The sequence below is a fragment of the Pseudomonas sp. LD120 genome (genome assembly GCF_009861525.1).
Lineage (GTDB): Bacteria > Pseudomonadota > Gammaproteobacteria > Pseudomonadales > Pseudomonadaceae > Aquipseudomonas.
Genome location: NZ_WVHL01000002.1, coordinates 479,125 through 504,659 on the forward strand (window position 1 = coordinate 479,125; position 25,535 = coordinate 504,659).

The following is a 25,535-nucleotide window of genomic DNA, read 5'->3' on the forward strand; positions in this document are numbered from 1 at the left end:
ACGTACGGGGCCGACTCTGGGTACAATCCGCTCCCTCCTCCACTTCCCCAAGGAATCGCCATGTCCGGGCTTGAACTGTTTGCCGCTGCGCTCGGCGTCATCGCCGTCTGGCTGACGGTCAAGCAGAACCCTTGGTGCTGGCCCATCGGCCTGGTCATGGTGTTGCTCTACAGCTGGATCTTCTACGAGGTCAAACTCTATTCCGACATGCTGCTGCAGGTGGTCTACGCGGTGTTACAGCTCTACGGCTGGTGGCAGTGGACCCGAGGTGGCGCACAGCATCAGGGGCGGCCGGTCAGTCAGTTGCAGGCCAGCGCACTGCTCCAGGGCCTGGCGCTTGGCGCGCTGGGCAGTCTGTTGCTCGGCGCCGCCATGGCCCACTGGACCGATGCCGCGCAGCCCTGGCTGGACGCAGCGCTGACCGCGTTCAGCCTGGTAGCGCAATGGTGGATGGCACAAAAGCGCGTGCAGTGCTGGCCACTGTGGGTGGCGCTGGACGTCATCTTCGTCGGCCTGTTCATCTACAAGGCGCTGTACCTGACCGCCGCCCTCTATGCGCTGTTTACCCTGCTGGCCCTTCAGGGCTGGCGCACCTGGCGCGCCGATCCGGCCCTGCAATCGTGAAAGTGCTGGTCCTGACCGGCCCTGAGTCCAGCGGCAAAAGCTGGCTGGCGAGCGAGCTGCACGCGCGCTTTGGGGGGCTTCAGGTGGGGGAATACGTGCGCCACTTCATTGAGCAGCAGCGCCGTGATACCTGCCTGGCGGACATCCCCGAAATCGCCCGCGGCCAATTGGCCTGGGAAGATCAGGCACGCTCCCGGCAGCCCGAGCTGCTGATCCTCGACACGCATCTGCTGAGCAACCTGCTGTGGAGCCAGACGCTGTTTGGCGACTGCCCAGCGTGGCTGGAGTCGCAACTGTTGGCTCGGCATTACGACCTGCATGTGTTGCTCTCGCCCGAGGGCGTGGCCTGGAGCGACGACGGTCAGCGCTGCCAGCCGCAACTGGCGCAACGCCAAGCCTTCTTCGAGGCCACGCGGCAATGGCTGGAGCGACATCAGCAGTCTTATCAGGTGATCGGTGGCGATTGGCAGCAGCGCCGGCAACAGGCGTTCGACCGGGTCCAACAGCTTCTCCTGGATTGACCCGGCCGCTGGAGCAACGGCTCCAAGTGTCCACTTGTGAAACACTCCCCTGGCCGCCAAGTGCCTATTTTCCTGGTCTCGGTCCACCGCTCAGGAAATTGTTACGTTACTGATACACCCGAGCAGCAACCCTTGTTCTAGAGCATTTCCTTGCTCATGGCAGAAGGCCTTCTGCGGCTGCTGTTTCAATGCTGAAACAATGCCCCGGCCTTCGCCCGGTGTGTTATCTGTAAGCCATTGAATTATATGCAGTCATGAAAAGCGGCACGGCTTCTGCTCTCTCCCTCTCAACGCTGACTAGGGCCAGCACTGAGAAGAAGGAATGCCGCCGTGGGGACGCTCAACAAACGTTTGACCCGTTTATTGCTGATCGGCTGTGCCGTCAGCGCGGCGTACAGCCTTCCAGCAGTGGCCGCGGGGAATGGCGAGATCATCATCCAGCGCAACGTCCAGGCACAGCCTCTGGGCCGCGCGCCCCTGCAGAAAGACCCCAATCCCGTTTCGGTCAACACCAACTCTTCGTCCCTGGTCAACCAAATGGCCGGGAGCGAAATGCTCGACAGCGACTTCGCCGGCATCAAGACCGGCTCGCTGATTCGCGGCACGCTGATGCAGGGAAACAACGGCATCCCCGGCATGAATGTACTCAATAGCAGCCACAGCAATGGTTTGCCCGGCATGGCCGTCGGCCACGGTGGCGGCTCGGGAGCCAGCATTTCCAATTCGATCAATCGCAGCATCAGTTCCGGCCTGGCGCCGTTGAACAACATCGGAGGGCAGTGACATGCGCCGCTTTATGTTGTTCCTCGGGGTGCTGGCGTGTACCGCTGCAGTGGCCGACCCGGCAAGCCAGGTTACCGACACCTCGACCCTCTACAACTCCGGCGTCGGCTACAACGGCAATTTCAACGTCAATCAGGCCGCCGGCGATCAACAACAGCAAACCAACGTGCGGGCCATCGCCATCGGCACCCACGCCACGGCCACCACCAGCATCCAACAACGCCTGTCCACGCCGGCTGACCGCTCGGTCAACGCCAGCAGCAGCATCGGCGGCAACGCATTCAGCAACGGCAACGGCGCACTGGGCGTTAACCAGTCGGCCGGGGCCAACAACCAGATGGCCAATGTCCTGCGGATCAGCATCAGTGCCCATCCGCAAAGCATTGACGACAGCGTCCTGTCCCAACAGAACGTGGCGCTGTTACCAAACTCGGGAGCAACTGGCACTCAACAAGGCAGCCGCCAGGTCGTTACCAGCGACCAGGCCTTCACCGGCAGCCGTGGAGTGATTCAGGTGAACCAGAGTGCCGGGGTGGGGAACCGCATGGCTAACACCCTGAGCATACGGGTCGCAGACTGACCCCTCGTAGTGCAATTAGAAAGTACCAACACTTAACCAACTAATAAGCACCGGAGAAACACCATGAAACCTACAATGGCTCTCAAACCACTGGTTTTCGCACTGGCCGCAGTCATGGCAATGGCCGCTCAGGCAGGTGGTAATCAAGGCAACAATGGCGGTCATGGAAACAACGATGACCATGGCAATAACAACCAAGGTCCAGACCTCAGCACCCTGCTGCAAATCACCGCTGGGGCCGGTGCTGCCGTGATCGACGTGCAGAACAGCAATACCAACGTGGTGAAAAACCAGGGCACCAACAACAACGCCAAGATGGACAACTCCCTCAACAACTCCAACGGCAACATGGGTGCCAACGTGGCCGCCGGCGACGGCAACCAACAAGATAACGCCGCGGCCCTGGCAACCGCTGACGAAAGCTTCATCTTCGGCAGCGCCGTGGCGGCTTCCAGCGCCACCCAGGTCAACAGCAACAACTATGTGAAAAACTCTTCGACACAGAACAACGCTGTGTTGAACAACTCCGGCAACAACGGTTCCGGCAACATCGGCATCAACGTCACCGCCGGCGACTTCAACCAACAGAAAAACAACCTGGCCATTGCAGTATCCGGTGGTCGCGTAGCAACCGCTGCAGCGGCGGCCAACCAGTCCTCGACCAATCTGGTCGTCGACAACAAAGGCGTCCAAGCCTACAAAAAAGACACCCTCTCGGGCGGCTTCGTTGCCCACGGCAGCTACAAAGGGACCGGCAGCGGCACGATCGAAGGCGACGATGGTCACGGCGGCGGCTATGGCAACAACAACCGCGGTGGTGGCCATGGCAACGACGATCAAAAATTCACCTTCAAGGAACAAGGCTCCATCGAACTGGCTGGCTACTGGACCCAGCAAGTGCTGACCAAAGACGGCTGGAAAAACCCAGTGGTCAACAACGCCAGCATGACCAACTCGATGAACGGCTTCTCCGGCAACGGCGGCGCCAACGTCTCGGCCGGGGTGGGCAACCAACAAAGCAACTCGCTGTCCATCGCCGCTGGCTGCAAAGCCTGCATGTAATCGCGATCGTAACGAAAGCCCCGGAAACGGGGCTTTTCCACAGTCCGACCTAGGCGTAACGATCATGCGTACTGCGATCCTCCCTCTCTTGCTGTGCCTGTGCGCCCCTGTTCAGGCGGCGCAAATGGCCGTCGCCGGCCTGCCGGGCGGCAACCTGATCTTCAAACAGGTGCAGAGCGTGCGCGAACGCAAGTTCAGCAACATCGTCGAGCAGAAAACCGACTTCAGCTGCGGCGCCGCTGCGCTGGCGACGGTTTTGCGCCAAGCCTACTGGCTCGACGTCGATGAAGAGCACGTCATCAAAGGCATGCTGGTGAATTCGGATCAGAACTTGGTCCGCACCCAGGGGTTTTCCATGCTCGACATGAAGCACTACATAGAAAGTATCGGCATGCGGGCACGAGGCTACCGAATTCCGCCCGAAAAAATCGAGGCGGTGACCATTCCGGTGGTCGTGCTGATGGACATTCGCGGCTACAAGCATTTCGTGGTGATGCAGCGCGCCCACAACGGCTGGGTCTACATCGCTGACCCGGTACTGGGCCACAAACGCTACACCTATGAAGATTTCGTCAAAGGCTGGAACGGCATTGTGTTCGCCATCATCGGTCCCGGCTACGACAAGACTAACGTCTTGCTCGCCCCACCTGCCCCGCTGACCGCGAAAAACAAGCTCGACAACTTCTACCCGGTCAAAGACTCGGAACTGATGGATTTCGGTTTCATTCAAAGCGATTTCTTCTAGAAGAGCGCTCAACGAAAAAAAGGGGGGCAGGACGCTCCAGGAGCAGCAGATGAAAACTTCATACTGGCTGGCGGCCATTTGCTTGACCGCAGCGCTTCCAGCCCATGCTGGTTTCAAGCCTGAACTCATCCAAGATCAGGAACTGTCGCAATTACGAGGTCGATACGTGATGCCGGGGCGAATCATCAGCTTCGGCATTGTCATGAGCAGTACCTGGCGCAACGCCAGCGGCGACTTGATCGGCGCCACCACGTCGCTGCAAATCCAGCAAGCCACCATCAAACCGCAGTTCTACGTTTCCACCATCAGCCAGATGGGCGACGGCACAACGCCAAACCCGGGCACCGGCAACGTGATTGGCGGCGCGGGACTGGCCAGCAGCCAAGGCGTGACCCAGAGCGTGCGGGCCGCCGGTGACGGCAACACCGCCTACAACAACATTGCTATCAATGTCACGGAAGCCAATCAGGCACCGGCATTGGCGGCCGGAATGGGCCAGGCGTTACTCAACGGGCAGACCATCAGCGGCAGCAACGCCGCCGGCAGCGTAGCCGTGTCGGCCTTCAATGGCGGCATCCAGATGGCAATACAGGCCAACGGCAACCAGGGCAGCGCCTTGCAACAGGTGGCTCAAGGCAACTTGCTGCAAAACACCCAACTGCTGGGCAACAGCAACATGGTCAATAACATGACGCAACTCAATGTGGTTCTTAGAAACAACGGGGCTAGCAATGGTGCCCTAGACTGCAATTTGACGGCGCTCAATGCACTGCGCAAGTTCTGATATTGAACTACGCTCTTCTGCGACCATTGGGGTTCACAAGGGACGGTTTATTTCATGTATCGATCGGTTTCATTACGCGCAATAGTCTGTTTAAGCACTCTATTACCGGCAGCCTTAGTCCAAGCGGCACCGGATGCTGATGTAGAGACCCTGAAACGTGAACTTCTGGAGCTCAAGCAACGTTACGAAGTGCAGCAAAGAGCCTTGGCCGTACTGGAACAACGAGTCCGGCAGGTCGAAGACCAACCGGCGGCACCGCCACCCCGGCGTCTGGTGAAGTCGCCGGCAGACCTGAGGGGCAACCAACAGGTCGCAGGCACCGGGGCGAAAGCCGCCTCGGGTGGTGCGGCGGGTGGTTCATCCTATGGCCAATCGCTCAAGGACGACTCGGCGCCCGCACAGAGCGTCAGCAACCTGTACGACGAAGCCAGTGGCTTCTTCGGTGGCGGCAAGTTCAGCGTCGAGACCGGCTTGACCTACGCCCGCTACGACGCTCGGCAACTCACGGTCAACGGCTTCCTTGCGCTGGACTCGATCTTTCTCGGCAACATCAACCTGGATCGGATCAAGTCCGATACTTGGACCCTGGACCTGACAGCCCGCTACAACCTCAACAACCGTTGGCAGTTCGACATCAACGCGCCGGTGATCTATCGCGAATCCACCTTTCAGTCCGGCGGCGGCGGCGGCTCCGGCACCCAGACCACCGAAGAATCGGTGACCCGTGACCCGACATTGGGGGACGTGAACTTCGGCGTGGCTTACAAATTCCTCGACGAATCGGAGTTCTGGCCCGACGCCGTGGCCACCCTGCGAGTCAAGGCCCCCACCGGCAAGGAACCGTTCGGGATCAAGCTGGTTCGATCCGCAGGCAACGACAACCTGTTCGTACCTGAAAGCCTGCCGACCGGTAACGGTGTCTGGTCGATTACCCCCGGGATCTCCCTGGTCAAGACTTTCGATCCGGCGGTGCTGTTCGGCACCCTGGCCTACACCCACAACCTGGAAGAGTCGTTTGACGACATCAGTTCCACGGTTGGCAGCAAGACCCCTGGCAAAGTCCGCCTGGGCGACAGCTTCCAGATCGGTGCCGGTGTCGCCTTCGCCCTCAACGAAAAGATGAGCATGTCGTTCTCGGTGTCGGACCAAGTCCAGCGCAAGAGCAAGCTCAAGCCCAACGGCGGCGACTGGCAATCGGTGGTGTCCAGCGACGCCAACGCCGGGTTCTTCAACGTCGGCATGACCATTGCCGCCTCGGATAACCTGACCATTGTCCCCAACCTTTCCCTGGGCATGACCGAAGATGCGCCAGACTTCAGCTTCAGCCTGAAATTCCCGTACTACTTCTAAACGGCCCCCCGCCAAAACACTCAGGCCCGCTGCGATCCCCATCGCAGCGGGCCTGAGTGTTTGCTCACCGCCCTAGCGGATCTGATGCTTGTGCAGCAAACGGTAAAAAGTCGGCCGTGACACTCCCAGAACCCGAGCGGCGACACTGAGGTTATCGCTGTGCCGGCTCAGCACATCGCACAACGCCTGACGCTCGGCGCGACGCTTGTAGTCCTCCAGGGTGCCCATGGGAGCCTCCTGAGTCGCCAGGTTTTGCAAGCCCAAGTCGCTGGCCTGGATTTGCCGTCCTTCAGCCAGCACCAGGCCGCGGCGTACCCGATTGGCCAACTCGCGGACATTGCCTGGCCATTCATGATTGCCCATGGCGACCAGCGCGTCCGCGCTGAAACTGCGCGGCCGGCGGCCGGTTTCCTGACTGTAGAAATGCGCGAAATGACTGGCCAGCATGCCCAGATCGCCATGACGCTCACGCAACGGCGCAGTGACCACCTGCAGCACATTGAGCCGGTAATACAGGTCCTCACGAAAACGGCCACTGCTGATGGCCGCCTCCAGGTCCACATGAGTCGCCGCCAAAACCCGAACGTCCACGGCGATTGGCTGGCTACCGCCGACCCGCTCGATGCTTTTCTCCTGGAGAAAACGCAGCAGATTGGCCTGCAACTCCAAAGGCAGGTCGCCGATTTCATCGAGAAACAAGGTGCCGCCGTGGGCCGCCTCGATGCGCCCGACCTTGCGTTGATGAGCCCCGGTAAAGGCGCCCTTTTCATGGCCGAACAGTTCGGACTGAATCAGGTGTTCCGGAATCGCCCCACAATTGATCGCGACAAACGGCTTGTCATGACGCTGGGACTGCCGATGCAGGGTGCGCGCCACCAACTCCTTGCCGGTGCCACTTTCCCCGCGGATCAACACGGGCGATTCGGTGGGCGCCAGCTTGCTCAACAACTTGCGCAGGTCACGGATCGGCCGACTCTCGCCCAGTAGCTCATGTTCGGGCTGGTCGACATGAATTGCGCCCTGCCCGCGTAAACGCGCCATGCCAAAGGCTCGCCCCAGGGTCACCTGGACCCGAGACACATCGAACGGCAGGGTGTGGAAATCGAAAAACCACTCGCAGACAAAATCACCGACCTTTTGCAGGCGTAGCACTTCGGGGCTCAAGACCGCGATCCACTCGGTGCCGCTGTGGCTGATCATCTCCTTGATCGCCTCCGGCCGCTCCAAGTGAAAGGGTTGCAGACGCAACAGACCGACATCGCAGGAGCGTTCGCGGGAGGACTCCAAATCACAACTGTCGACATCCCAACCGATGCTGCGCAACCCGGGCAATAGGCGATGACAGTCGTCACAGGGATCAACCACCAGCAATCGACGCTGTACGGGAGCTTCGAGCATGACTGTTCCTTGGCGCCAAATAGTGGAAAAGTTAGTAGAAACAGTAGTTTGGCAAACCTGGCTGTAACATTAGCAAGCGCTTGACGCCTGTATGTACCCATTGCTTATAACGCTGCTTACCGAACGAACTAAGCGACTCGGCCAACCGTCACCCGGGTGACTGATTGTCGCAGTTATTTTTTAACCCCCGCCAATAAGGGACCGGCTGCTGAGCCTCTGGTCGAAAGTTGTAAAAAGTTGTTTTCCGGTGTGACCCGCCCCCCACCTCGGTGCATCAGTACAAGTGCACAGCCGAAGGGTAAGCCCAACCGACGGCACATCATTTGATTGGGCACATAGAGAGAACACCCCATGAACGCCCCGCTCCGTATCAACGAAGCACTTTTGATCGCCGACCGCGCATTCCAGCCTTTTCAATGCGTGGCCTGGGCTCCACAAGACGGTAATGGCGAGCTGAGCCTGACCGTCATCGACCGTACCAGCAAGCGCATCGGTCAAACCCAGATTCCAAGCAGCGCCTATTGCGATCGTGCTCAACTGGAAGGCCTGCTCAAACAAGCCCGCGCCGAACTGAGCCAAGACGGTTATGCCCTGCAGTCATGGGCAATGCCCAAGTAATAGTGGCTAATACGGATCACCCGCCAGGTGATCCGTTTATTTTTACGCAACAACTAAGCTAGCTAACTATCTGCCCCGTTCTACTACTGCGTGTTGCCATAACCTTAGTTGCAGAACACCCCTTGCTTTATTAATGGCCTTATTCAGGACGAACACGGCAAAGTCCTGTCCTCCTTTTCCCCGGCTTTATTTCAAGCCACCAAAACGCCGGTAGAAACTTTCCCCTACATCCGGCAGCGGACCGTCGGCGTTTTCCAGCGCGGTGGCCAACCACTCTTCAGCCTTGGCATAGATCAACCGGTAGATATTGCGACACAACTGACGTGCCGCGCGGCCTTCCCAATCGCCCGGCAGCAGTTCGTCCGGCAGTTGCGGGTCGCGCAACAACAGCTTGCGGTATTCATGGATCAACAGCAGGCGGGCCAAAAAGCAATCGGCCGGCTGCAGTTGCTCTTGCTCGCGCAGGGCCTGCCAGAGCGGGCGAAACAGCTGGATGAACTCACTGTAATGGCTGGCCAACTGGTCGATGTTCCAACTCTCGCGCACTTGCAAGCGCAAAGCCCTGGAACCGAGCACGTCCTGCGGGGTGGTTTCGAAGACGATGGTGTCCTCCTGGGCACCCAGCTCCAGCAGCGTGGCATTGATGTCGGCACGATCACTGCGAGGACAGGCCAGCAACACCGGCGACATCGCGCCAAAACCTTGCCACTCCAGCTCTTCACGCACTTGCTTGCGCAACTCTTGCTGCAGTTGTGACAGCATCACCAGGCACCAGGCACCATCCCAGGCGGGGACGCCCGCGCTGTACACCCGCTTGAAGGCCTTGTCGAAACGCCGACGCCCGGTCAGGGTCAGGCTGTAGTAGCTGCGCCGGCCGACCTTCTCGGCCGTCAGCCAGCCTTCCTTGCTCAGACGAAAGATCGACGTGCGGATCAGCCGCTCATTGATCCCCATCGGCTCCAGCAACTGAATCAGGCTGCCGAGCCAGACCGTACCGCCATGGGGTTCGATGGCGTCGCCGTACAAGGTGATGATCAACGAGCTGGCGCGGATCGGGGTCTGCTCCTGAAAGCGTTTGATCAGGTGGTTAAGTGGCGCTAGGGACGACATGGATGTACCGGAAAAAGGAAGGAATAGAGTTGGTTTCAGGCGCTTGCACGGGCCGGCCGAGCTTACGGGTGGTGCTTGGGGCGTAAATCGCTGCCACCGATTCGCGGCCGCTGAGGCTCGACCTCGGTCAATGGCTCGCAGACCTGCATCTGCTCCAGACAGCGCCGAGTCAAGTGCTGGTACTCACGGGTACCGGCTTGCTTCCAGGCCAGCTCCTCGTCGCTTAATCGGCGACTGACCCGCGCCGGCGCGCCCATGACCAGAGACTGCGCCGCGCACTCAAAGCCGGCTTTGACAAAGGCGGCCGCCGAGACAAACGAGCGCGGCGCGATATAGGCATTGTCCATCACCACGGCATTCATGCCCACCAGTGCATCGGCGCCGATACGACAGCCATGCAGCACCGCGCCATGACCAATGTGGCCATTGCGCTCGACCACCGTGTCGCTGTCGGGAAAACCATGCATGACGCAGGTGTCCTGCAGATTCGCCCCCTCCTCCAGGACAATCCGTCCAAAATCTCCGCGCAGACTGGCCAGCGGGCCGATATAACAATGAGGGCCGACTATCACATCGCCGATCAGCACCGCCGAAGGGTGCACATAAGCACTGGGGTCGACCACCGGGGTCAATCCATCGAGGCTGTAACAGGTCATGGGATGTCCTTCTGGGTCTGTTCAGGAGTGGGCCGGTCAGTGGACGCGTCGACACACGCACACAGGCGATTGATCGAAGGCACTGCGCAGGGCCGGCGAGCATTTTGTATCAGATGATTGAACACCGACAAGGATGAAAAACCGCCTCCTCCTGCGCATAACCCTGGGCTGCCCGGGTAAGAGTCGGCGACTTCGGACTCAATGACTGACAACAAATCGCACCAATTAAGACACACTAAATTCATTTTGATGTTGATTTTTCGTATCGCGTTGGCGATATACTCGGCGAAAACCGGCTCGCGAGCCGATCCAATAATCGAGCCGACCACCGGCCGCGCCACCCCGAGGACATCCACCATGCCTCACGACCTTGCCGTCGCCCCCCCTGACCGGCGCCGCGCTCACCTCAGCCCCGCACAGAGTGCTCCGCCCGTGAACTTTACAACCATCCTGTTCTCCATCAGCGAGGGCGTTGCCCTGCTCAGCCTCAATCGCCCCGACCAGCTCAATAGTTTCAACCCGCAGATGCATCGCGAGGTCCAGGCGGCCCTTGAACAACTGCGCACCACCCCAGAAGCACGGGTGCTGCTGCTGACCGGCGAAGGCCGCGCATTCTGTGCCGGACAAGACCTGGGAGACCGCAACGTCGCCCCCGGCCAAGCATCACCGGACCTGGGGCAATCCATCGAGCAGTTCTATAACCCCCTGGTGCGCGCGCTGCGCGACCTGCCGTTGCCCGTAATCTGCGCAGTCAACGGCGTCGCCGCCGGCGCCGGGGCCAACCTGCCGCTGGCCTGCGACCTGGTGCTGGCGGCACGCTCCGCCAGCTTTATCCAGGCCTTCTGCAAGCTTGGGCTGATTCCCGATTCCGGCGGCACCTGGCTGCTGCCACGGCTGGTGGGCATGGCCCGAGCCAAGGCCCTGGCGATGCTGGGTAACCGTTTGAGCGCCGAACAAGCCGAGCAATGGGGGCTGATCTACCAGTGTGTCGACGACTCGCAACTGCGCGATGAAGCCATGAGCCTGGCCCGCCACCTGGCCCGCCAACCAACCTACGGCCTGTCCCTGATCAAGCACAGCCTCAACGCCAGCCTGCACAACAGCTTCGATCAGCAGTTGGAACTCGAACGCGACCTGCAACGCCTGGCCGGCGGCAGCGAGGACTACCGCGAAGGCGTCAGCGCCTTCATGGAAAAACGCACGCCTGTGTTCACGGGGCGCTGAGCCAAGGGCCCGACGCCTTGCGCATCGAGCGGCGATAACCCGCCCGACAAGGATGTACCCGGGGAAGTCCCCATGCTCGCCCGGACACACACTCAGCACCCGCGCGCCACCGGGTTAAAAGACAACAACAATTCGAGTGAAACCATGAACATGCCGATTGCCACATGCGTGCCCGAAGCGCCGTTGGACCCGATGGAAACCGCCAGCATCGATCAGTTGCGCCAGCATCAGTTGGAGCGCCTGCGCTGGAGCCTGAACCACGCTTACACCAAGGTGCCGCTCTATCGCCAGCGCTTCGATGCCCAAGGCGTCCATCCCCAGGACATCAAGCGCCTGGAAGACCTGGCACAACTGCCCTTCACCACCAAGTCCGACCTGCGTGATTACTACCCCTACGGCATGTTCGCCGTGCCGATGCAGGAAGTGGTGCGCCTGCATGCCTCCAGCGGCACCACCGGCAAACCCACGGTGGTGGGCTACACCCGCAACGACATCGACACCTGGGCCCAAGTGGTGGCCCGGTCGATCCGCGCCGCCGGCGGGCGGCCCGGCGACAAGGTGCATATTGCCTACGGCTACGGCCTGTTCACCGGAGGCCTGGGGGCGCATTACGGCGCCGAACGCCTGGGCTGCACGGTGATCCCGATGTCCGGCGGGCAGACCGAAAAGCAGGTGCAACTGCTCAAGGACTTCCAGCCGGACATCATCATGGTCACGCCCTCCTACATGCTCAATATCGCCGACGAGATCGAACGCCAGGGGCTCGACCCGCACACACTGGCCCTGCGCCTGGGGATCTTCGGCGCCGAGCCCTGGACCGACGAACTGCGCAGCGCCATCGAGCAGCGCCTGGGTATCGCCGCCCTGGACATCTACGGCCTGTCGGAGATCATCGGCCCCGGGGTGGCCATGGAGTGCGCTGAAACCCGCGACGGCCCGACCCTCTGGGAGGACCACTTCTACCCCGAGATCATTGATCCGGCGAGCGGCCAAGTGTTGCCCGATGGCGAGATGGGCGAACTGGTGCTCACCTCCCTGAGCAAGGAGGCCCTGCCGATGATCCGCTACCGCACCCGCGACCTCACCCGCCTGCTGCCGGGCACGGCGCGCCCCATGCGGCGCATCGACAAGATCACCGGGCGCAGCGACGACATGCTGATCATTCGCGGAGTCAACGTGTTTCCCACCCAGGTGGAAGAGCAAGTGCTGAAAGTCGCTCAATTGGCGCCCTGCTACGAGATCCACCTGTATCGCCACGGCAACCTCGACAGCGTCGACATCCACGTCGAGCTCAAGGGCGCGCAGCCGCCGCTGAATGACGAACAGCAACGCATGATCTGCAGCGAGCTGAGTCGCCACATCAAGACCCATATCGGCATCAGTTCACGTATCGTTTTACAACCCGCATTCAGCATCAAGCGCTCGGAAGGCAAGGCCTGCCGAGTCATCGACAAGCGACGCTGAGCCCATGAAAAGTCAAAGCCCTGCAATCGCGGGGCTTTTTTTCGCCGGCCCAATAGCGCGACATGGCAAAGCGATACAGAAAATAATTACGACACCATTTTTTGTGTTTGATATTTATTTGTGTATCACATATAAACACCTGCACGCCCATTCACACCTTCAAGCCCGGGAGACAGCGCATGTACGCACAACTGGTAGAAACAGGGGTCAAGCGCATCAAGCCGCACTCGGAAATGTCCGAACAGGAACGCGCCTTCCAGGAAAAGATCGACGGGGAAATCAAGATCGAGGCCAAGAACTGGATGCCCGAGGCGTACCGGCAGACGCTGATCCGGCAAATCTCCCAGCATGCCCACTCGGAAATCGTCGGCATGCTGCCTGAGGGCAACTGGGTCACCCGCGCCCCGACCCTCAAGCGCAAGCTGCAACTGATGGCCAAGATCCAGGACGAAGCCGGCCACGGCCTGTACCTGTACAGCGCCATGGAAACCCTGGGCGCCGACCGCGACGAAGAAGTCGCCAAACTGCACAGCGGCCGCGCCAAGTACTCGAGCATCTTCAACTACCCGACCCTGAACTGGGCCGACATGGGTGCGGTGGGCTGGCTGGTGGACGGCGCCGCCATCGTCAATCAAGTGGTGCTGCAGCGCACCTCCTACGGCCCCTACGCCCGGGCCATGGTGCGCATCTGCAAGGAAGAGAGCTTTCACCAGCGCCAGGGCTACGAAATCCTCCTGACCCTGATGCGCGAGGGTAACCAGACGCAGAAGGACATGGTCCAGGACGCCATCAACCGCCTGTGGTGGCCGGCGCTGATGATGTTCGGTCCCAGCGACGAACACTCGCCCAACAGCGCGCAATCCATGGCCTGGAAGATCAAGCGCCAGAGCAACGACGAGCTGCGCCAGCGCTTTATCGACCAGACCATCCCCCAACTGGAACTGCTGGGCTGCACCTGTCCCGACCCGGACCTGAAGTGGAACGCCGAGCGCGGCCACTACGACTTCGGCGAGATTCAGTGGGACGAATTCTACGAAGTGCTCAAGGGCAACGGCCCGTGCAACCAAGAGCGCCTGGAAACCCGCCGTCGGGCCATCGACGACGGTGCCTGGGTCCGCGCCGCCGCCGTGGCCCACGCGCAGAAAAAATTCAACCAGAACGCCGCCTGAACGCGCACGGCCCCGTGTCCTCCAGGGCCGGCGCGCAACGGTGACCCAGCAGCCCCGATGTGGAGTTAACCCGATGTCTGAATGGACCCTTTACGAAGTCTTCGTGCGCAGCAAGCACGGCCTCAACCACAAACATGTCGGTAGCGTGCACGCCGCCGACCACGCCATGGCCATCAACAACGCCCGCGACCTCTACACCCGGCGCAGCGAAGGCGTAAGCCTGTGGGTGGTGCCCTCGGCCCTGATCGTCGCCTCCTCGCCGGATGACAAGGACCCGCTGTTCGACCCCGCGCACGACAAGGTCTACCGCCACGCCAGCTTCTATCAGTTGCCCCCCGAAGTCGGACACATGTGAGGTCGGCCATGAACCCTGCAAACGATCTGATCAACCACCTGCTGCGCCTGGGCGACAGCGCCCTGATCCAGGGCCAGCGCCTGTGCGAATGGTGCGGCCGGGCGCCGGCTCTGGAAGAAGAACTGGCGCTGATGAATGTCGGCCTCGATCTGGTGGGCCAGGCCCGCAACTGGCTGGACTATGCTGCCGAACTGCTGGCCGATGGCCGCGACGCCGACCACCTGGCGTTCCGCCGTGACGAGCGGGCCTACCGCAACCTGTTGTTGGTGGAACAGCCCAATGGCGACTTCGCAGTCACCTTGCTCAAGCAGTTTTTCTACGACGCCTGGCACCTGGAAACCCTCAAGGGCCTGAGCCAGTCGGCGGATGAACGGATGGCCGGCATCGCCGCCAAGGCGCTCAAGGAGGTCACCTATCACCTGCGCCGCTCCAGCGCATGGGTCGAGCGCCTGGGCGACGGCACCGAGGAAAGCCACCAGCGCATGCTGCAGGCCATCCCGCGGCTGTGGCGCTTCACCGGCGAACTGGTCGAGCACCACGCCACGGAAATCGAGCTGCACCGGGCCGGCCTGTGGGCCGATCCGGCCCAGGTGGCCGAAGCCTGGCGCACCAGCGTCGAAGCCCTCTTCGCCCGGGCCACCCTGCCCGTGCCCGAGGCACCGAGCCATTTCTACCTGGATGCGCGAACAGGCCTGCACACCGAACACCTGGGCCCACTGCTGGCCGAGATGCAATTTCTGCCGAGGGCCTACCCCGATGCAGTCTGGTGAACTGATTGGCAGCGACCAGGGCGCAAGAGCCCTGCAACAGGGCGATCTGGACCTGGCCTGGAGCACCCTGGACCGGGTCATGGACCCGGAAGTGCCGGTGGTCAGCGTGCTCGACCTGGGCATCGTCCGCGACCTGGACTGGCAGGCCGGCCATCTGCAGGTGGCGCTCACCCCGACCTACTCCGGCTGCCCGGCCACCGAAGTGATCGAGAACGACATTCGCCAGGCCCTGGAACAGGCCGGCTTCAAGGCCCCGCGCCTGGTGCGCCAACTGACCCCGGCCTGGACCACCGACTGGATCACCCTGCGCGGTCGTCAGCGCCTGCAGGCCTACGGCATCGCCCCGCCTGCCGGGAGCAGCAAGCACAGCCTGCTGGGCGAGGCACCCCAGGTGCTCTGCCCGCAATGCGGCAGCGCCCACAGCGAGCGCCTCAGCGAATTCGGTTCCACCGCCTGCAAGGCCCTGTACCGCTGCCGTGACTGCCTGGAACCCTTCGACTATTTCAAGTGCATCTGAGCCGCCGGCCGACTCAAGAGGACAACCACCATGAGCCCGTTCCACCGCCTGACCATCAAAGACGTGCGCCGCGAAACCCGCGACGCGGTGTCCATTGCCTTCGAGATTCCCCAGCACCTGCAACAGCAGTTCCTCTTCACCCAGGGCCAGCATCTGGTGCTGCGCACCGAACTGGAAGGCGAGCAAGTGCGCCGCTCCTACTCCATCTGTACCGGCGTCAACGACGGCGAGTTGCGCATCGCGGTGAAGCGTGTCGCCGATGGCCGCTTCTCGACCTATGCCAATGAACAGCTCATGCCCGGCCAATCGCTGGACGTCATGCCGCCAACCGGGCACTTTCATGTGGCGCTCGATCCCCTGCGGCGCGGCCATTACCTGGCGGTCGCGGCGGGCAGCGGCATCACACCAATCCTGTCGATCATCAAGAGCACCCTGGAAACCGAGCCCCTGAGCCGCATGACCCTGCTCTACGGCAACCGCTCCAGCCACTCGGCACTGTTTCGCGAGCAACTCGAAGACCTCAAGAACCGCTACCTGCAACGGCTCAACCTGGTGTTCGTGTTCAGCCGCGAACAACAGGACATCGACCTGTACAACGGCCGCATCAACCAGGAGAAATGCCAACAGCTGTTTTCCCGTTGGCTCGACGTCAGGCAACTGGACGCGGCCTTTATCTGCGGCCCCCAGGCCATGACCGAAACCGTGCGCGACGGCCTCAAGGCCGCCGGCATGAGCGCCGAGCGCATCCACTTCGAGCTGTTCCACGCCAGCGCCGACGGACAGAAACGTCAGGCCCGGGAAGCCGCCCGCGCCCTGGATCCGCAGGTCAGCCAGATCACCGTGATCAGCGACGGCCGGGCCCTGGCCTTCGAGCTGCCGCGCAACAGCATGAGCCTGCTGGACGCCGGCAATGCTCAGGGCGCCGAGCTGCCGTATTCGTGCAAGGCCGGGGTCTGCTCCACCTGCAAGTGCAAGGTCATCGAAGGCGAGGTGGAGATGGACAGCAACCACGCCCTGGAAGACTACGAAGTGGCGGCCGGCTACGTGCTGTCCTGCCAGTCCTTTCCTCTCAGCGACAGGGTGGTCCTGGACTTCGATCAACCCTGAGCAAAGCGCCGGTATGCGTGCCCCCAAACAACAACAAGAGAAAACAGCTCATGAGCCCACAAGAGATAGACCGCATCACCCAGCACCCGGACTTCATCCAGTTGGTCCGGCGCAAGCAGCGCCTGTACTGGTCGCTGACCCTGATCATGCTCGCGGCCTACTACGGCTTCGTGTTGCTGGTGGCCTTTCACCCCGGACTGCTGGGGCAGTCGCTGTCTGGCGGTGCGACCACCCTCGGCATGCCGGTGGGCGTGGCGATGATTTTCCTGGCCTTCGCCCTGACCGGTTTCTACGTGCACCGCGCCAACCACCGGCTGGACCCGCTCAACGACAAACTCAAGCGCGAGTACCGGTCATGAAGCGCCTTAGTGGATGGTGCCTGCTGCCCTGCCTGCTGGCCACGGATCTGGCCCTGGCCGCCGAACACCCCCCCCGCCCGCTGAACTGGAACGCCATCGGTATGTTCCTGGTGTTCGTCCTGATGACCCTGGCAATTACCCGCTGGGCCGCCCACCGCACCCGTTCGGCCAGTGACTTCTATACCGCCGGCGGCGGCATGAGCGGCCTACAGAACGGCCTGGCGATTGCCGGCGACATGATCTCCGCAGCGTCCTTCCTGGGCATCTCGGCGATGATGTTCCTCAACGGTTACGACGGTCTGCTGTACGCCCTGGGAGTGCTGGCCGGCTGGCCGATCATCTTGTTCCTGATTGCCGAACGCCTGCGCAACCTGGGCAAATACACCTTCGCCGACGTGGTGTCCTACCGTCTGGCGCAGACCCCGGTGCGCCTGACTTCGGCCTTCGGCACCCTGACCGTGGCGCTGATGTACCTGGTGGCGCAGATGGTCGGCGCCGGCAAGCTGATCGAATTACTGTTCGGCATCGACTACCTCTACGCGGTGATGCTGGTAGGCCTGCTGATGGTCTGCTACGTGACTTTTGGCGGCATGCTGGCCACCACCTGGGTGCAGATCATCAAGGCGGTGATGCTGCTCTCGGGTACCAGCTTCATGGCCTTCATGGTGCTCAAGCACTTTGGCTTCAGCACCGAGGCGCTGTTCGCCCAAGCCAGCGCGGTGCACGCCAAAGGCAGTGCGATCATGGCCCCGGGCGGGCTGCTGTCGAACCCCATCGACGCCATTTCCCTGGGGCTGGGCATGATGTTCGGCACCGCCGGGCTGCCGCATATCCTGATGCGCTTTTTCACCGTCAGCGATGCCCGGGAAGCGCGCAAGAGCGTGTTCTACGCCACCGGATTCATCGGCTACTTCTATCTGCTGCTGATCGTGGTCGGCTTCGGTGCGATTGTCATGGTCGGCGCCGAGCCTGAGTACCGCGACGCCGGCGGCGCGATCATCGGCGGCGCCAACATGATTGCCGTGCACCTGGCCCAGGCGGTGGGCGGCAACTTGTTCCTGGGCTTCATCTCGGCGGTGGCCTTCGCCACCATTCTCGCGGTGGTGGCCGGGCTGGCGCTGTCCGGGGCCTCGGCGGTGTCCCACGACCTGTATGCCTGTGTCATGCGCAAAGGCCAGGTCAGCACCCGGCAGGAAATGCACGTGTCACGGATCGCGACCTTGTGCATCGGCGTGATGGCAGTCCTGCTGGGCTTATTGTTCGAATCGCAGAACATCGCCTTTCTCTCAGGCCTGGTGCTGGCGATTGCTGCATCGGTGAATTTCCCCGTGCTGTTTCTTTCCATGTTCTGGAAAGGCCTGACCACCCGCGGCGCAGTGGGCGGTAGCCTGGCCGGGCTGGTGTCGGCGATTGTGCTGCTGATTCTCAGCCCGGCGGTGTGGGTCAACGTGCTGCACCACCCCCAGGCGTTGTTCCCCTACACCAACCCGGCGCTGTTTTCCATGAGCCTGGCGTTCTTCTGCGCCTGGGCGCTTTCCGTCAGCGACCGCTCAGCCCGCGCCGACCTGGAGCGCGGCCGCTACCTGGCGCAGTTCATCCGCTCCATGACCGGAATCGGCGCCTGCGGCGCCAGCAATCATTGATGCCGTCACGCGGCCTCGTCCGCGCTCGGCCTGATCTCATTTTCAGGAGCCATCGCCATGCCTCAGTCTTCTACCCTGCAAAGCTTCATCGCCGGCCGCTGGGTCGGCCAACACCCAGGTCAATCACTGCGCAGCGCCATTGACGGGCATAGCGTGGCGCACACCCATGAAGAGCCGCTGGACTTCGCCGAGGCCCTGCAACACGGACGGCAGCAAGGCGGCAAGGCCCTGCTGGCCCTGGATTTCCAGCAGCGGGCCCAGCGCCTCAAGGCCCTGGCGCTGTACCTTGGCGAGCGCAAGGAACAGCTGTACGCCCTGTCCCACCACAGTGGCGCGACCCGGGCCGACAGCTGGATCGACATCGAAGGTGGCAACAGCACCCTGTTCAGCTACGCAGGCCTCGGCTCCCGTGAACTGCCGTCGGGCAACCTGTTGCACGAAGGCCCGGCGCAATCTTTGAGCAAGCTCGGCAGTTTTGCCGGCACCCACATCCTGGTGCCTCGTGGCGGCGTGGCGGTGCACATCAACGCCTTCAACTTTCCCATCTGGGGGATGCTGGAAAAGTTCGCCCCCTGCTTTCTCGCCGGCATGCCGTGCATCGTCAAGCCGGCCAGCGCCACCAGCTACCTGACCGAGGCCGTGGTGCGCCTGATGGCGGACTCCGGCCTGCTGCCCGAAGGCAGCCTGCAACTGGTGATCGGCAGCACCGGGGATCTGTTGGATCGCCTGCAAGGCCAGGACCTGGTGACCTTCACCGGATCCGCCAGCACCGCTGGCAAGCTGCGGGCCAACGCCAACCTGATTCGCCACTCGGTACCGTTCAACGCCGAAGCCGACTCCCTGAACTGCGCCATCCTGGCCCCGGACGTCACCCCCGACGACCCGGAGTTCGAATTGTTCATCAAGGAAGTGGTGCGGGAAATGACGGTCAAGGCCGGGCAGAAATGCACCGCCATTCGTCGCGCCATCGTTCCGGCCAAACAGCTGGACGCCGTGGCCACGGGCTTGCGCGAGCGCCTGTCGAAGGTGGTGGTCGGCGATCCGTCGGTGGAAGGCGTACGCATGGGCGCCCTGGCCTCCCATGAGCAACAGCGGGACGTGGCCGAACGCCTGGAGAGCCTGCTGCACAGCAGCGATCTGTTGTTCGGCGCCCGGGACGGCTTCGAGCCCCGGGGCGACAACGTTAGCCAGGGCGCGTTCTTTGCCCCGACCTTGCTGCTGTCCCGCGATCCGCTGGCGGACGGCGGCGCCCACGACATCGAGGCCTTTGGCCCGGTCAGCACCTTGATGGGCTACGACGACCTGGACCAGGCCCTGGACCTGGCCGCTCGCGGCAAGGGCAGCCTGGTGGCCAGCCTGGTGACCAAGGACCCGGGCATCGCCGCCCGGGTCATTCCCCGGGCCGCCAGCTGGCACGGCCGGCTGCTGGTGCTGGACCGCGAGTGCGCCGGCGAATCCACTGGCCACGGCTCGCCGCTGCCGCAACTCAAGCACGGTGGCCCCGGTCGCGCCGGTGGCGGAGAAGAGCTGGGCGGCCTGCGGGCGGTCAAGCACTACCTGCAGCGAGCCGCAGTGCAGGGCTCGCCGAGCATGCTGGCGGCAGTGACCGGTGAATACGTGCGCGGCGCCAAGGTCATCGAAACCGAGGTCCACCCGTTCCGCCGGCACTTCCAGGACCTGCGGATCGGCGAGTCCCTGCTGACCCACCGGCGCACCGTGACCGAAGCCGATCTGGTGAACTTCGGCTGCCTGTCCGGGGACCACTTCTATATGCACTTCGACGAGATCGCTGCCAAGGACTCCCAATTCGGCAAACGTATTGCCCACGGCTACTTCGTGCTCTCGGCGGCGGCCGGGCTGTTCGTGTCTCCGGCACCGGGGCCGGTGCTGGCCAACTACGGCCTCGACACCTTGCGCTTTATCAGCCCGGTGGGCATTGGCGACACCCTGCAAGCGCGCCTGACCTGCAAGCGCAAGATCGACCAGGGCAAGCAAAGCCCTCAGGGCATTGCGCAGGGCGTCGTGGCCTGGGACGTGGAAGTGACCAACCAGTTGGGTGAGCTGGTGGCCAGCTACGACATCCTGACCCTGGTGGCCAAACGCTTGGAGTGAACCCGGCGTGACCCGCGTGGGCCGGCCATCGAACAGGCCCGCGCGCCCCTCCTCCCCCTTTTTGGTGAAAATTGTGGCAAAAGGTTTCATCGTTTCTTGATTCTCAACCCCGCTTGCGGCAAGTTGCGCGCTTCTCACTACTAGGAGCAGTCAATGTCCGGCTCAATGGCCCAGGCGTTTGCCCATAATTTTCTCGGCCACTCACCCCGTTGGTACAAGACAAGCATTGTCGCGTTCCTGCTGCTCAACCCCTTGCTGTTCTTCTACGTCAGCCCAGTGGTGGCCGGCTGGTGCCTGGTGATCGAGTTCATCTTCACCCTGGCCATGGCCCTCAAGTGTTACCCCTTGATGCCCGGCGGCCTGTTACTGGTCGAGGCGCTGTTGCTGGGCATGACCACGCCGCAAGCGCTGTACGACGAATTGGTGCACAACTTTCCGGTGATCCTGCTGCTGATGTTCATGGTAGCCGGCATCTATTTCATGAAGGAGTTGCTGCTGTTCCTGTTCTCCCGGCTGCTGCTGGGCGTGCGTTCCAAGGTCCTGCTGGGCCTGCTGTTCTGCTTTTTGTCGGCCTTTTTGTCGGCGTTCCTCGATGCACTGACGGTGACTGCGGTGATCATCAGCGCCGCGGTGGGCTTCTATTCGGTGTATCACCGGGTGGCCTCCGGCAACGACCCACGCCAAGACAGTGGTTATAGCGATGACGAGCAACTGCAGCCGCTGCATCGCGACGACCTGGAGCAATTCCGGGCCTTCCTGCGCAGCCTGCTGATGCACGGCGCGGTCGGTACCGCGCTGGGCGGTGTGTGCACCCTGGTGGGCGAACCGCAGAACCTATTGATCGGCCATGAAATGGGCTGGCACTTCGTCGAGTTCTTCAGTCAGGTCGCACCGGTCTCGCTGCCGGTATTGGGCGCCGGCCTGGTGACCTGCGTTCTCCTGGAGAAGCTGCGCTGGTTCGGCTACGGCACCCTGTTGCCGAAGAACGTACGCCAAGTACTGGCCAACTACGCCGCCGAAGACAACGCCAAGCGCACCGCCAGCCAACGTGCTGCGCTGCTGGTACAGGGCCTGGCCGCGCTGGTGCTGATTGTCGGCCTGGCGCTGCACGTGGCCGAAGTCGGGCTGATTGGCCTGTTGGTGATCGTGCTGATCACCGCCTTCACCGGGATCACGGATGAGCATCGGGTGGGCAATGCGTTCAAGGACGCCATGCCCTTCACCGCCTTGCTGGTGGTGTTCTTTGCGGTGGTGGCGGTGATTCACCAGCAGCAGTTGTTCACGCCGTTGATCCAATGGGTGCTGGCCCTGCCCGCCGATCAGCAACCAGGCATGTTGTTCATTGCCAATGGCGTGCTGTCGGCCATCAGCGACAACGTGTTCGTCGCCACCATCTATATCACCGAGGTGAAACAGGCGTTCATCTCCGGACAGATGAGCCGTGAACACTTCGAGGCCCTGGCGATTGCCATCAACACCGGCACCAACCTGCCCAGCGTGGCCACGCCCAACGGGCAAGCGGCGTTCCTGTTCCTGCTGACCTCGGCGATTGCGCCACTGGTGCGGCTGTCTTATGGACGGATGGTGTGGATGGCCCTGCCTTACACCGTGGTGATGGGCACGCTGGGCTGGTATGGCGTGACTTACTGGCTGTAGGCACCTCGCCTGCCGAAGGCCGCGCCTGGGTTCGCCAGGCCGGGCGCGGTCTTCATCGCCGCTACGCGGTTGCCGACAGCAGGCCAACCACCTCGGCGGCGCCTTCAAGGGCACCGCTGCCCGGCTCTTTTCCTGCCCTTATCCGAGGGCGTGCCAGACCCGACCGTCACGGGCCAGCAACTCGTCAGCGGCCGTCGGACCGTCCTCGCCCGCCGGGTAGCGCTGTAGCGCCCCATCCTGCTGCCAGGCATCGATGAAAGGCTGCACGGCGCGCCAACCGTTCTCAATGTTGTCGGCCCGCTGAAACAGCGTCTGATCGCCAACCAGGCAGTCATAGATCAGGGTTTCGTAACCGGTGGAAGGCTGCATTTCAAAAAAGTCGCGATAGGCAAAACCCAGCTCGATATTGGCCATGTCCAGGCTCGGCCCGGGCTTTTTCGCCAACAGGTCGAACCACATGCCTTCGTTGGGCTGGATCTGGATACGCAGGTAAGTCGGCGACAGGCGCTCGACCTCGGTATCGCGAAACTGCGCGTAAGGTGCCGGCTTGAAGCAGATGACGATTTCGGTGTCGCGCACACTCATGCGCTTGCCGGTACGCAGATAGAACGGCACCCCGACCCAGCGCCAGTTATCGATCATCACCTTCAAGGCGACGTAGGTTTCGGTGTTGCTGTCTGGCGCGACATTGGCTTCCTCGCGGTAGCCCGCCACGGGCTTGCCGGCCGACTCGCCGGCGCCGTACTGGCCGCGCACCGAGTTGGCGCGCGCCTCTTCCAGGGACCAGGGACGAATCGCCCCCACCACTTTGGCCTTTTCGCCGCGCACCGCATCGGCGCCAAACGCCGCGGGGGGCTCCATGGCCACCATCGCCAGCAGCTGGAACAGGTGGTTGGGCACCATGTCTCGCAGGGCACCGGTGTGTTCATAAAAGCTGCCACGGGTTTGCACCCCTACGGTTTCCGCCGCGGTGATCTGTACGTGGTCGATGTAATGATTGTTCCAGAACGCCTCGAACAGGCTGTTGGAAAAACGGCTGACCAGGATGTTCTGCACGGTTTCCTTGCCCAGATAATGGTCGATGCGATAGATCTGCTTCTCGCTCATGACCTTGAGCAGGCAAGCGTTGAGCGCCTCGGCGGTCTGCAGGTCGGAGCCGAAGGGCTTCTCGATGACGACCCGGCGAAACGCCTCCTCGCCCTCTTCCAACAGCCCCGCCGCCCCCAGCCGCTGCACCACTTCGCTGAAAAAGCGCGGGGCGGTGGCCAGGTAGAACACCGCATTACCCGTACCGCTGGCGGCAATCCGCGCCGCCAGTTCGGCATAGGTGGAATCTTCAAGGAAATCGCCCTGGACGTAGCTGATACCACGGGTCAGGCGGGCCCAGACGGCAGCGTCCACCGCTGCCCCCGAACCTTGTTTGTTGAGCACTTCATCGCGAAGGAAGTCTTCCAGCAAGGTGGCGAATTCAGCGTCGCTCACAGCATTGTGGTCAACGCCGACTATCCGCAGCCCCTGGTCCAGCAAGCCGTCGCGGCTCAGGTTGTACAACGCCGGCATCAACAGGCGCTTGACCAGATCACCGCGGGCGCCGAACAGGAACAGCGTGGTCGGCGGTGCCGGCAACGCCTTGGACTTCTTTCGCGTGGCGGTCATTTCTTACCGGTCTCCACATGGCCACCGAAGCCGAAGCGCATGGCCGAGAGCAACTTGTCGCCATAGGTGCCTTGGCCACGGGAGCGGTAGCGGGAGAACAGCGAGTTGGACAACACCGGCACCGGCACCGCCTGCTCCATGGCCGCTTCAATGGTCCAGCGCCCTTCGCCGCTGTCGGCGACGGAGCCGGAGAAACCATCGAGTTTCGGGTCGCCCGCCAGGGCATCGGCGGTCAGGTCCAGGAGCCAGGACGACACCACGCTGCCGCGCCGCCAGACTTCAGCGATGTCCGCCACATTCAGGTCGAAACGCTGATCTTCGGGGAGCATGTGCGACGACTTGGTCTTGAGGATGTCGAAGCCCTCGGCGAAGGCCTGCATCATCCCGTACTCGATGCCGTTGTGGATCATCTTGACGAAGTGCCCGGCACCGGCGGGACCGGCGTGGATGTAACCATGCTCGGCGCGATCATCTTCGGCGACCCGGTCCTTGGTCCGTGGAATCGAACCCAGGCCCGGCGCCAGTGCGGCGAACAGCGGGTCCAGGCGCCGCACTTCATCGGCGTCACCGCCAATCATCATGCAGTAGCCGCGTTCCAGGCCCCAGACCCCGCCCGAGGTGCCGACATCGATGTATTTCAGGCCCTTTTGCCCCAGCTCCCGCGCGCGTCGGATGTCGTCCTTGTAGTAGGTGTTGCCGCCGTCGATGATCACATCGCCCGGTTCCAGCAACTGGCTCAGGGTGTCGATGGTGTCTTCGGTGGGCTCACCGGCGGGCAGCATGACCCAGACCGCGCGGGGTTGCTCCAGGCCCGCCACCAGGGCGGGCAAGTCGGCCACGCCCTTGGCGCCCTCGGCGGCCAGGGTGCTGACAAAGTCGCTGTTGCGGTCAAAAACTACGGTTTCGTGCCCATTGAGCATCAGGCGCCGTGCAATGTTGCCGCCCATGCGGCCCAGTCCAATAATCCCCAGTTGCATGTGCTGATGCTCCTACTGCAAAAAAATCAGATCAAAAAATGTATAGCCCAACGGGCCAGGTACCCACTTCAAGGGGCGCAACTATACAAGGCGAGAAGCACCAAGACAGCGCAATCTTCAGACATAAAGCGAGTTTTTGCCGGCAGCTGCGCTTAACGCGAGGTCAACCGGCCTGCCCGTCGGTGCCCGGCCGATATGGCCTGATTGAGAATTAGTCCCACCACGTGGGGCGAAGTTTCACAATCTTTGAGTGGATAACGACACAAAAGCCGACGAAGACACAGCGACCACACAA

At 62.2% G+C, this 25,535-nt stretch carries 26 protein-coding genes; 20 read left to right on the plus strand and 6 right to left on the minus strand.

Annotated features, from left to right (window positions below):
• Positions 1-60: 60 nt before the first annotated feature.
• From pnuC to PLD_RS05195, 8 genes are all read left to right on the plus strand, one after another.
• Positions 61-624: a nicotinamide riboside transporter PnuC gene (gene pnuC, locus PLD_RS05160; protein WP_159890463.1), complete on the plus strand. Its 564-nt coding sequence runs from the start codon at positions 61-63 to the stop codon at positions 622-624.
• Positions 621-1,145, plus strand: a complete 525-nt coding sequence (locus PLD_RS05165) for an AAA family ATPase (RefSeq protein WP_159890465.1) — start codon at positions 621-623, stop codon at positions 1,143-1,145. Before pnuC ends, PLD_RS05165 begins: the two co-directional genes overlap by 4 nt.
• A gap of 330 nt (positions 1,146-1,475) precedes the next feature.
• Positions 1,476-1,928 carry a hypothetical protein gene (locus PLD_RS05170; RefSeq protein WP_159890467.1) on the plus strand — a complete coding sequence of 151 codons (453 nt, stop codon included), beginning with the start codon at positions 1,476-1,478 and terminating at the stop codon, positions 1,926-1,928.
• 1 nt (position 1,929) lies between these two features.
• Positions 1,930-2,508 (plus strand): adhesin, encoded by a 579-nt coding sequence (locus PLD_RS05175; protein ID WP_159890469.1) that lies wholly within the window; start codon positions 1,930-1,932, stop codon positions 2,506-2,508.
• A gap of 63 nt (positions 2,509-2,571) precedes the next feature.
• On the plus strand, positions 2,572-3,570 hold the full coding sequence (locus PLD_RS05180; protein WP_159890471.1) for a heme utilization protein: 999 nt from the start codon (positions 2,572-2,574) through the stop codon (positions 3,568-3,570).
• 64 nt (positions 3,571-3,634) lie between these two features.
• Positions 3,635-4,315: a C39 family peptidase gene (locus PLD_RS05185; RefSeq protein WP_159890473.1), complete on the plus strand. Its 681-nt coding sequence runs from the start codon at positions 3,635-3,637 to the stop codon at positions 4,313-4,315.
• Positions 4,316-4,364: 49 nt separating this feature from the next.
• A complete protein-coding gene (locus PLD_RS05190; RefSeq protein ID WP_159890475.1) occupies positions 4,365-5,099 on the plus strand; it encodes a hypothetical protein in 735 nt (244 codons plus the stop codon).
• Positions 5,100-5,153: 54 nt separating this feature from the next.
• On the plus strand, positions 5,154-6,449 hold the full coding sequence (locus PLD_RS05195; protein WP_159890477.1) for a hypothetical protein: 1,296 nt from the start codon (positions 5,154-5,156) through the stop codon (positions 6,447-6,449).
• Positions 6,450-6,521: 72 nt separating this feature from the next.
• On the opposite strand, the gene PLD_RS05200 is transcribed toward PLD_RS05195, so the two are convergent.
• Positions 6,522-7,847, minus strand: coding sequence for a sigma-54 dependent transcriptional regulator (locus PLD_RS05200; protein WP_159890479.1), 1,326 nt, complete (start codon positions 7,845-7,847; stop codon positions 6,522-6,524).
• A 351-nt stretch (positions 7,848-8,198) separates the two neighbouring features.
• On the opposite strand from PLD_RS05200, the gene PLD_RS05205 reads away from it, so the two are divergent.
• The gene (locus PLD_RS05205) at positions 8,199-8,465 is read left to right on the plus strand and encodes a hypothetical protein (RefSeq protein ID WP_159890481.1); all 267 of its coding nucleotides are present in this window, start codon (positions 8,199-8,201) and stop codon (positions 8,463-8,465) included.
• A gap of 186 nt (positions 8,466-8,651) precedes the next feature.
• Here PLD_RS05205 and paaX read toward each other — a convergent pair whose 3' ends face one another.
• From paaX to PLD_RS05220, 3 genes are all read right to left on the minus strand, one after another.
• Positions 8,652-9,575 carry a phenylacetic acid degradation operon negative regulatory protein PaaX gene (paaX, locus tag PLD_RS05210; protein ID WP_159890483.1) on the minus strand — a complete coding sequence of 308 codons (924 nt, stop codon included), beginning with the start codon at positions 9,573-9,575 and terminating at the stop codon, positions 8,652-8,654.
• A 62-nt stretch (positions 9,576-9,637) separates the two neighbouring features.
• Complete coding sequence (paaY, locus tag PLD_RS05215; RefSeq protein WP_159890485.1) at positions 9,638-10,231, minus strand: phenylacetic acid degradation protein PaaY; 594 nt, start codon at positions 10,229-10,231, stop codon at positions 9,638-9,640.
• Positions 10,228-10,590 (minus strand): hypothetical protein, encoded by a 363-nt coding sequence (locus PLD_RS05220; protein WP_159890487.1) that lies wholly within the window; start codon positions 10,588-10,590, stop codon positions 10,228-10,230. The genes paaY and PLD_RS05220 overlap by 4 nt, the downstream gene beginning before the upstream one ends.
• Before the next feature lie 73 nt (positions 10,591-10,663).
• Here PLD_RS05220 and paaG point away from each other — a divergent pair, with 73 nt between their 5' ends.
• The 11 genes from paaG to nhaB all read left to right on the plus strand — a co-directional run bounded on the left by paaG (position 10,664) and on the right by nhaB (position 22,607).
• The gene (paaG, locus tag PLD_RS05225) at positions 10,664-11,455 is read left to right on the plus strand and encodes a 2-(1,2-epoxy-1,2-dihydrophenyl)acetyl-CoA isomerase PaaG (RefSeq protein ID WP_159890489.1); all 792 of its coding nucleotides are present in this window, start codon (positions 10,664-10,666) and stop codon (positions 11,453-11,455) included.
• Between the two features lie 144 nt (positions 11,456-11,599).
• Positions 11,600-12,919 carry a phenylacetate--CoA ligase PaaK gene (paaK, locus tag PLD_RS05230; RefSeq protein ID WP_159890491.1) on the plus strand — a complete coding sequence of 440 codons (1,320 nt, stop codon included), beginning with the start codon at positions 11,600-11,602 and terminating at the stop codon, positions 12,917-12,919.
• A 179-nt stretch (positions 12,920-13,098) separates the two neighbouring features.
• Positions 13,099-14,088, plus strand: coding sequence for a 1,2-phenylacetyl-CoA epoxidase subunit PaaA (paaA, locus tag PLD_RS05235; protein WP_159890493.1), 990 nt, complete (start codon positions 13,099-13,101; stop codon positions 14,086-14,088).
• A gap of 73 nt (positions 14,089-14,161) precedes the next feature.
• Positions 14,162-14,443 carry a 1,2-phenylacetyl-CoA epoxidase subunit PaaB gene (paaB, locus tag PLD_RS05240; RefSeq protein WP_159890495.1) on the plus strand — a complete coding sequence of 94 codons (282 nt, stop codon included), beginning with the start codon at positions 14,162-14,164 and terminating at the stop codon, positions 14,441-14,443.
• Positions 14,444-14,451: 8 nt separating this feature from the next.
• Positions 14,452-15,213, plus strand: a complete 762-nt coding sequence (gene paaC / locus PLD_RS05245; RefSeq protein ID WP_159890497.1) for a 1,2-phenylacetyl-CoA epoxidase subunit PaaC — start codon at positions 14,452-14,454, stop codon at positions 15,211-15,213.
• On the plus strand, positions 15,200-15,730 hold the full coding sequence (paaD, locus tag PLD_RS05250) for a 1,2-phenylacetyl-CoA epoxidase subunit PaaD (RefSeq protein WP_159890499.1): 531 nt from the start codon (positions 15,200-15,202) through the stop codon (positions 15,728-15,730). The genes paaC and paaD overlap by 14 nt, the downstream gene beginning before the upstream one ends.
• 30 nt (positions 15,731-15,760) lie before the next feature.
• Positions 15,761-16,837: a 1,2-phenylacetyl-CoA epoxidase subunit PaaE gene (gene paaE, locus PLD_RS05255; protein ID WP_159890501.1), complete on the plus strand. Its 1,077-nt coding sequence runs from the start codon at positions 15,761-15,763 to the stop codon at positions 16,835-16,837.
• A gap of 50 nt (positions 16,838-16,887) precedes the next feature.
• Positions 16,888-17,196 carry a DUF485 domain-containing protein gene (locus PLD_RS05260; protein ID WP_159890503.1) on the plus strand — a complete coding sequence of 103 codons (309 nt, stop codon included), beginning with the start codon at positions 16,888-16,890 and terminating at the stop codon, positions 17,194-17,196.
• Positions 17,193-18,839: a cation acetate symporter gene (locus PLD_RS05265; RefSeq protein WP_218575852.1), complete on the plus strand. Its 1,647-nt coding sequence runs from the start codon at positions 17,193-17,195 to the stop codon at positions 18,837-18,839. Before PLD_RS05260 ends, PLD_RS05265 begins: the two co-directional genes overlap by 4 nt.
• 57 nt (positions 18,840-18,896) lie before the next feature.
• Positions 18,897-20,951: a phenylacetic acid degradation bifunctional protein PaaZ gene (paaZ, locus tag PLD_RS05270; protein ID WP_159890505.1), complete on the plus strand. Its 2,055-nt coding sequence runs from the start codon at positions 18,897-18,899 to the stop codon at positions 20,949-20,951.
• A gap of 153 nt (positions 20,952-21,104) precedes the next feature.
• Positions 21,105-22,607, plus strand: a complete 1,503-nt coding sequence (gene nhaB / locus PLD_RS05275) for a sodium/proton antiporter NhaB (RefSeq protein ID WP_159890507.1) — start codon at positions 21,105-21,107, stop codon at positions 22,605-22,607.
• 138 nt (positions 22,608-22,745) lie between these two features.
• Here nhaB and zwf read toward each other — a convergent pair whose 3' ends face one another.
• A complete protein-coding gene (gene zwf / locus PLD_RS05280) occupies positions 22,746-24,263 on the minus strand; it encodes a glucose-6-phosphate dehydrogenase (RefSeq protein WP_159890509.1) in 1,518 nt (505 codons plus the stop codon).
• Positions 24,260-25,240 (minus strand): phosphogluconate dehydrogenase (NAD(+)-dependent, decarboxylating), encoded by a 981-nt coding sequence (gene gnd, locus PLD_RS05285; protein ID WP_159890511.1) that lies wholly within the window; start codon positions 25,238-25,240, stop codon positions 24,260-24,262. The genes zwf and gnd overlap by 4 nt, the downstream gene beginning before the upstream one ends.
• Positions 25,241-25,535: the final 295 nt, after the last annotated feature.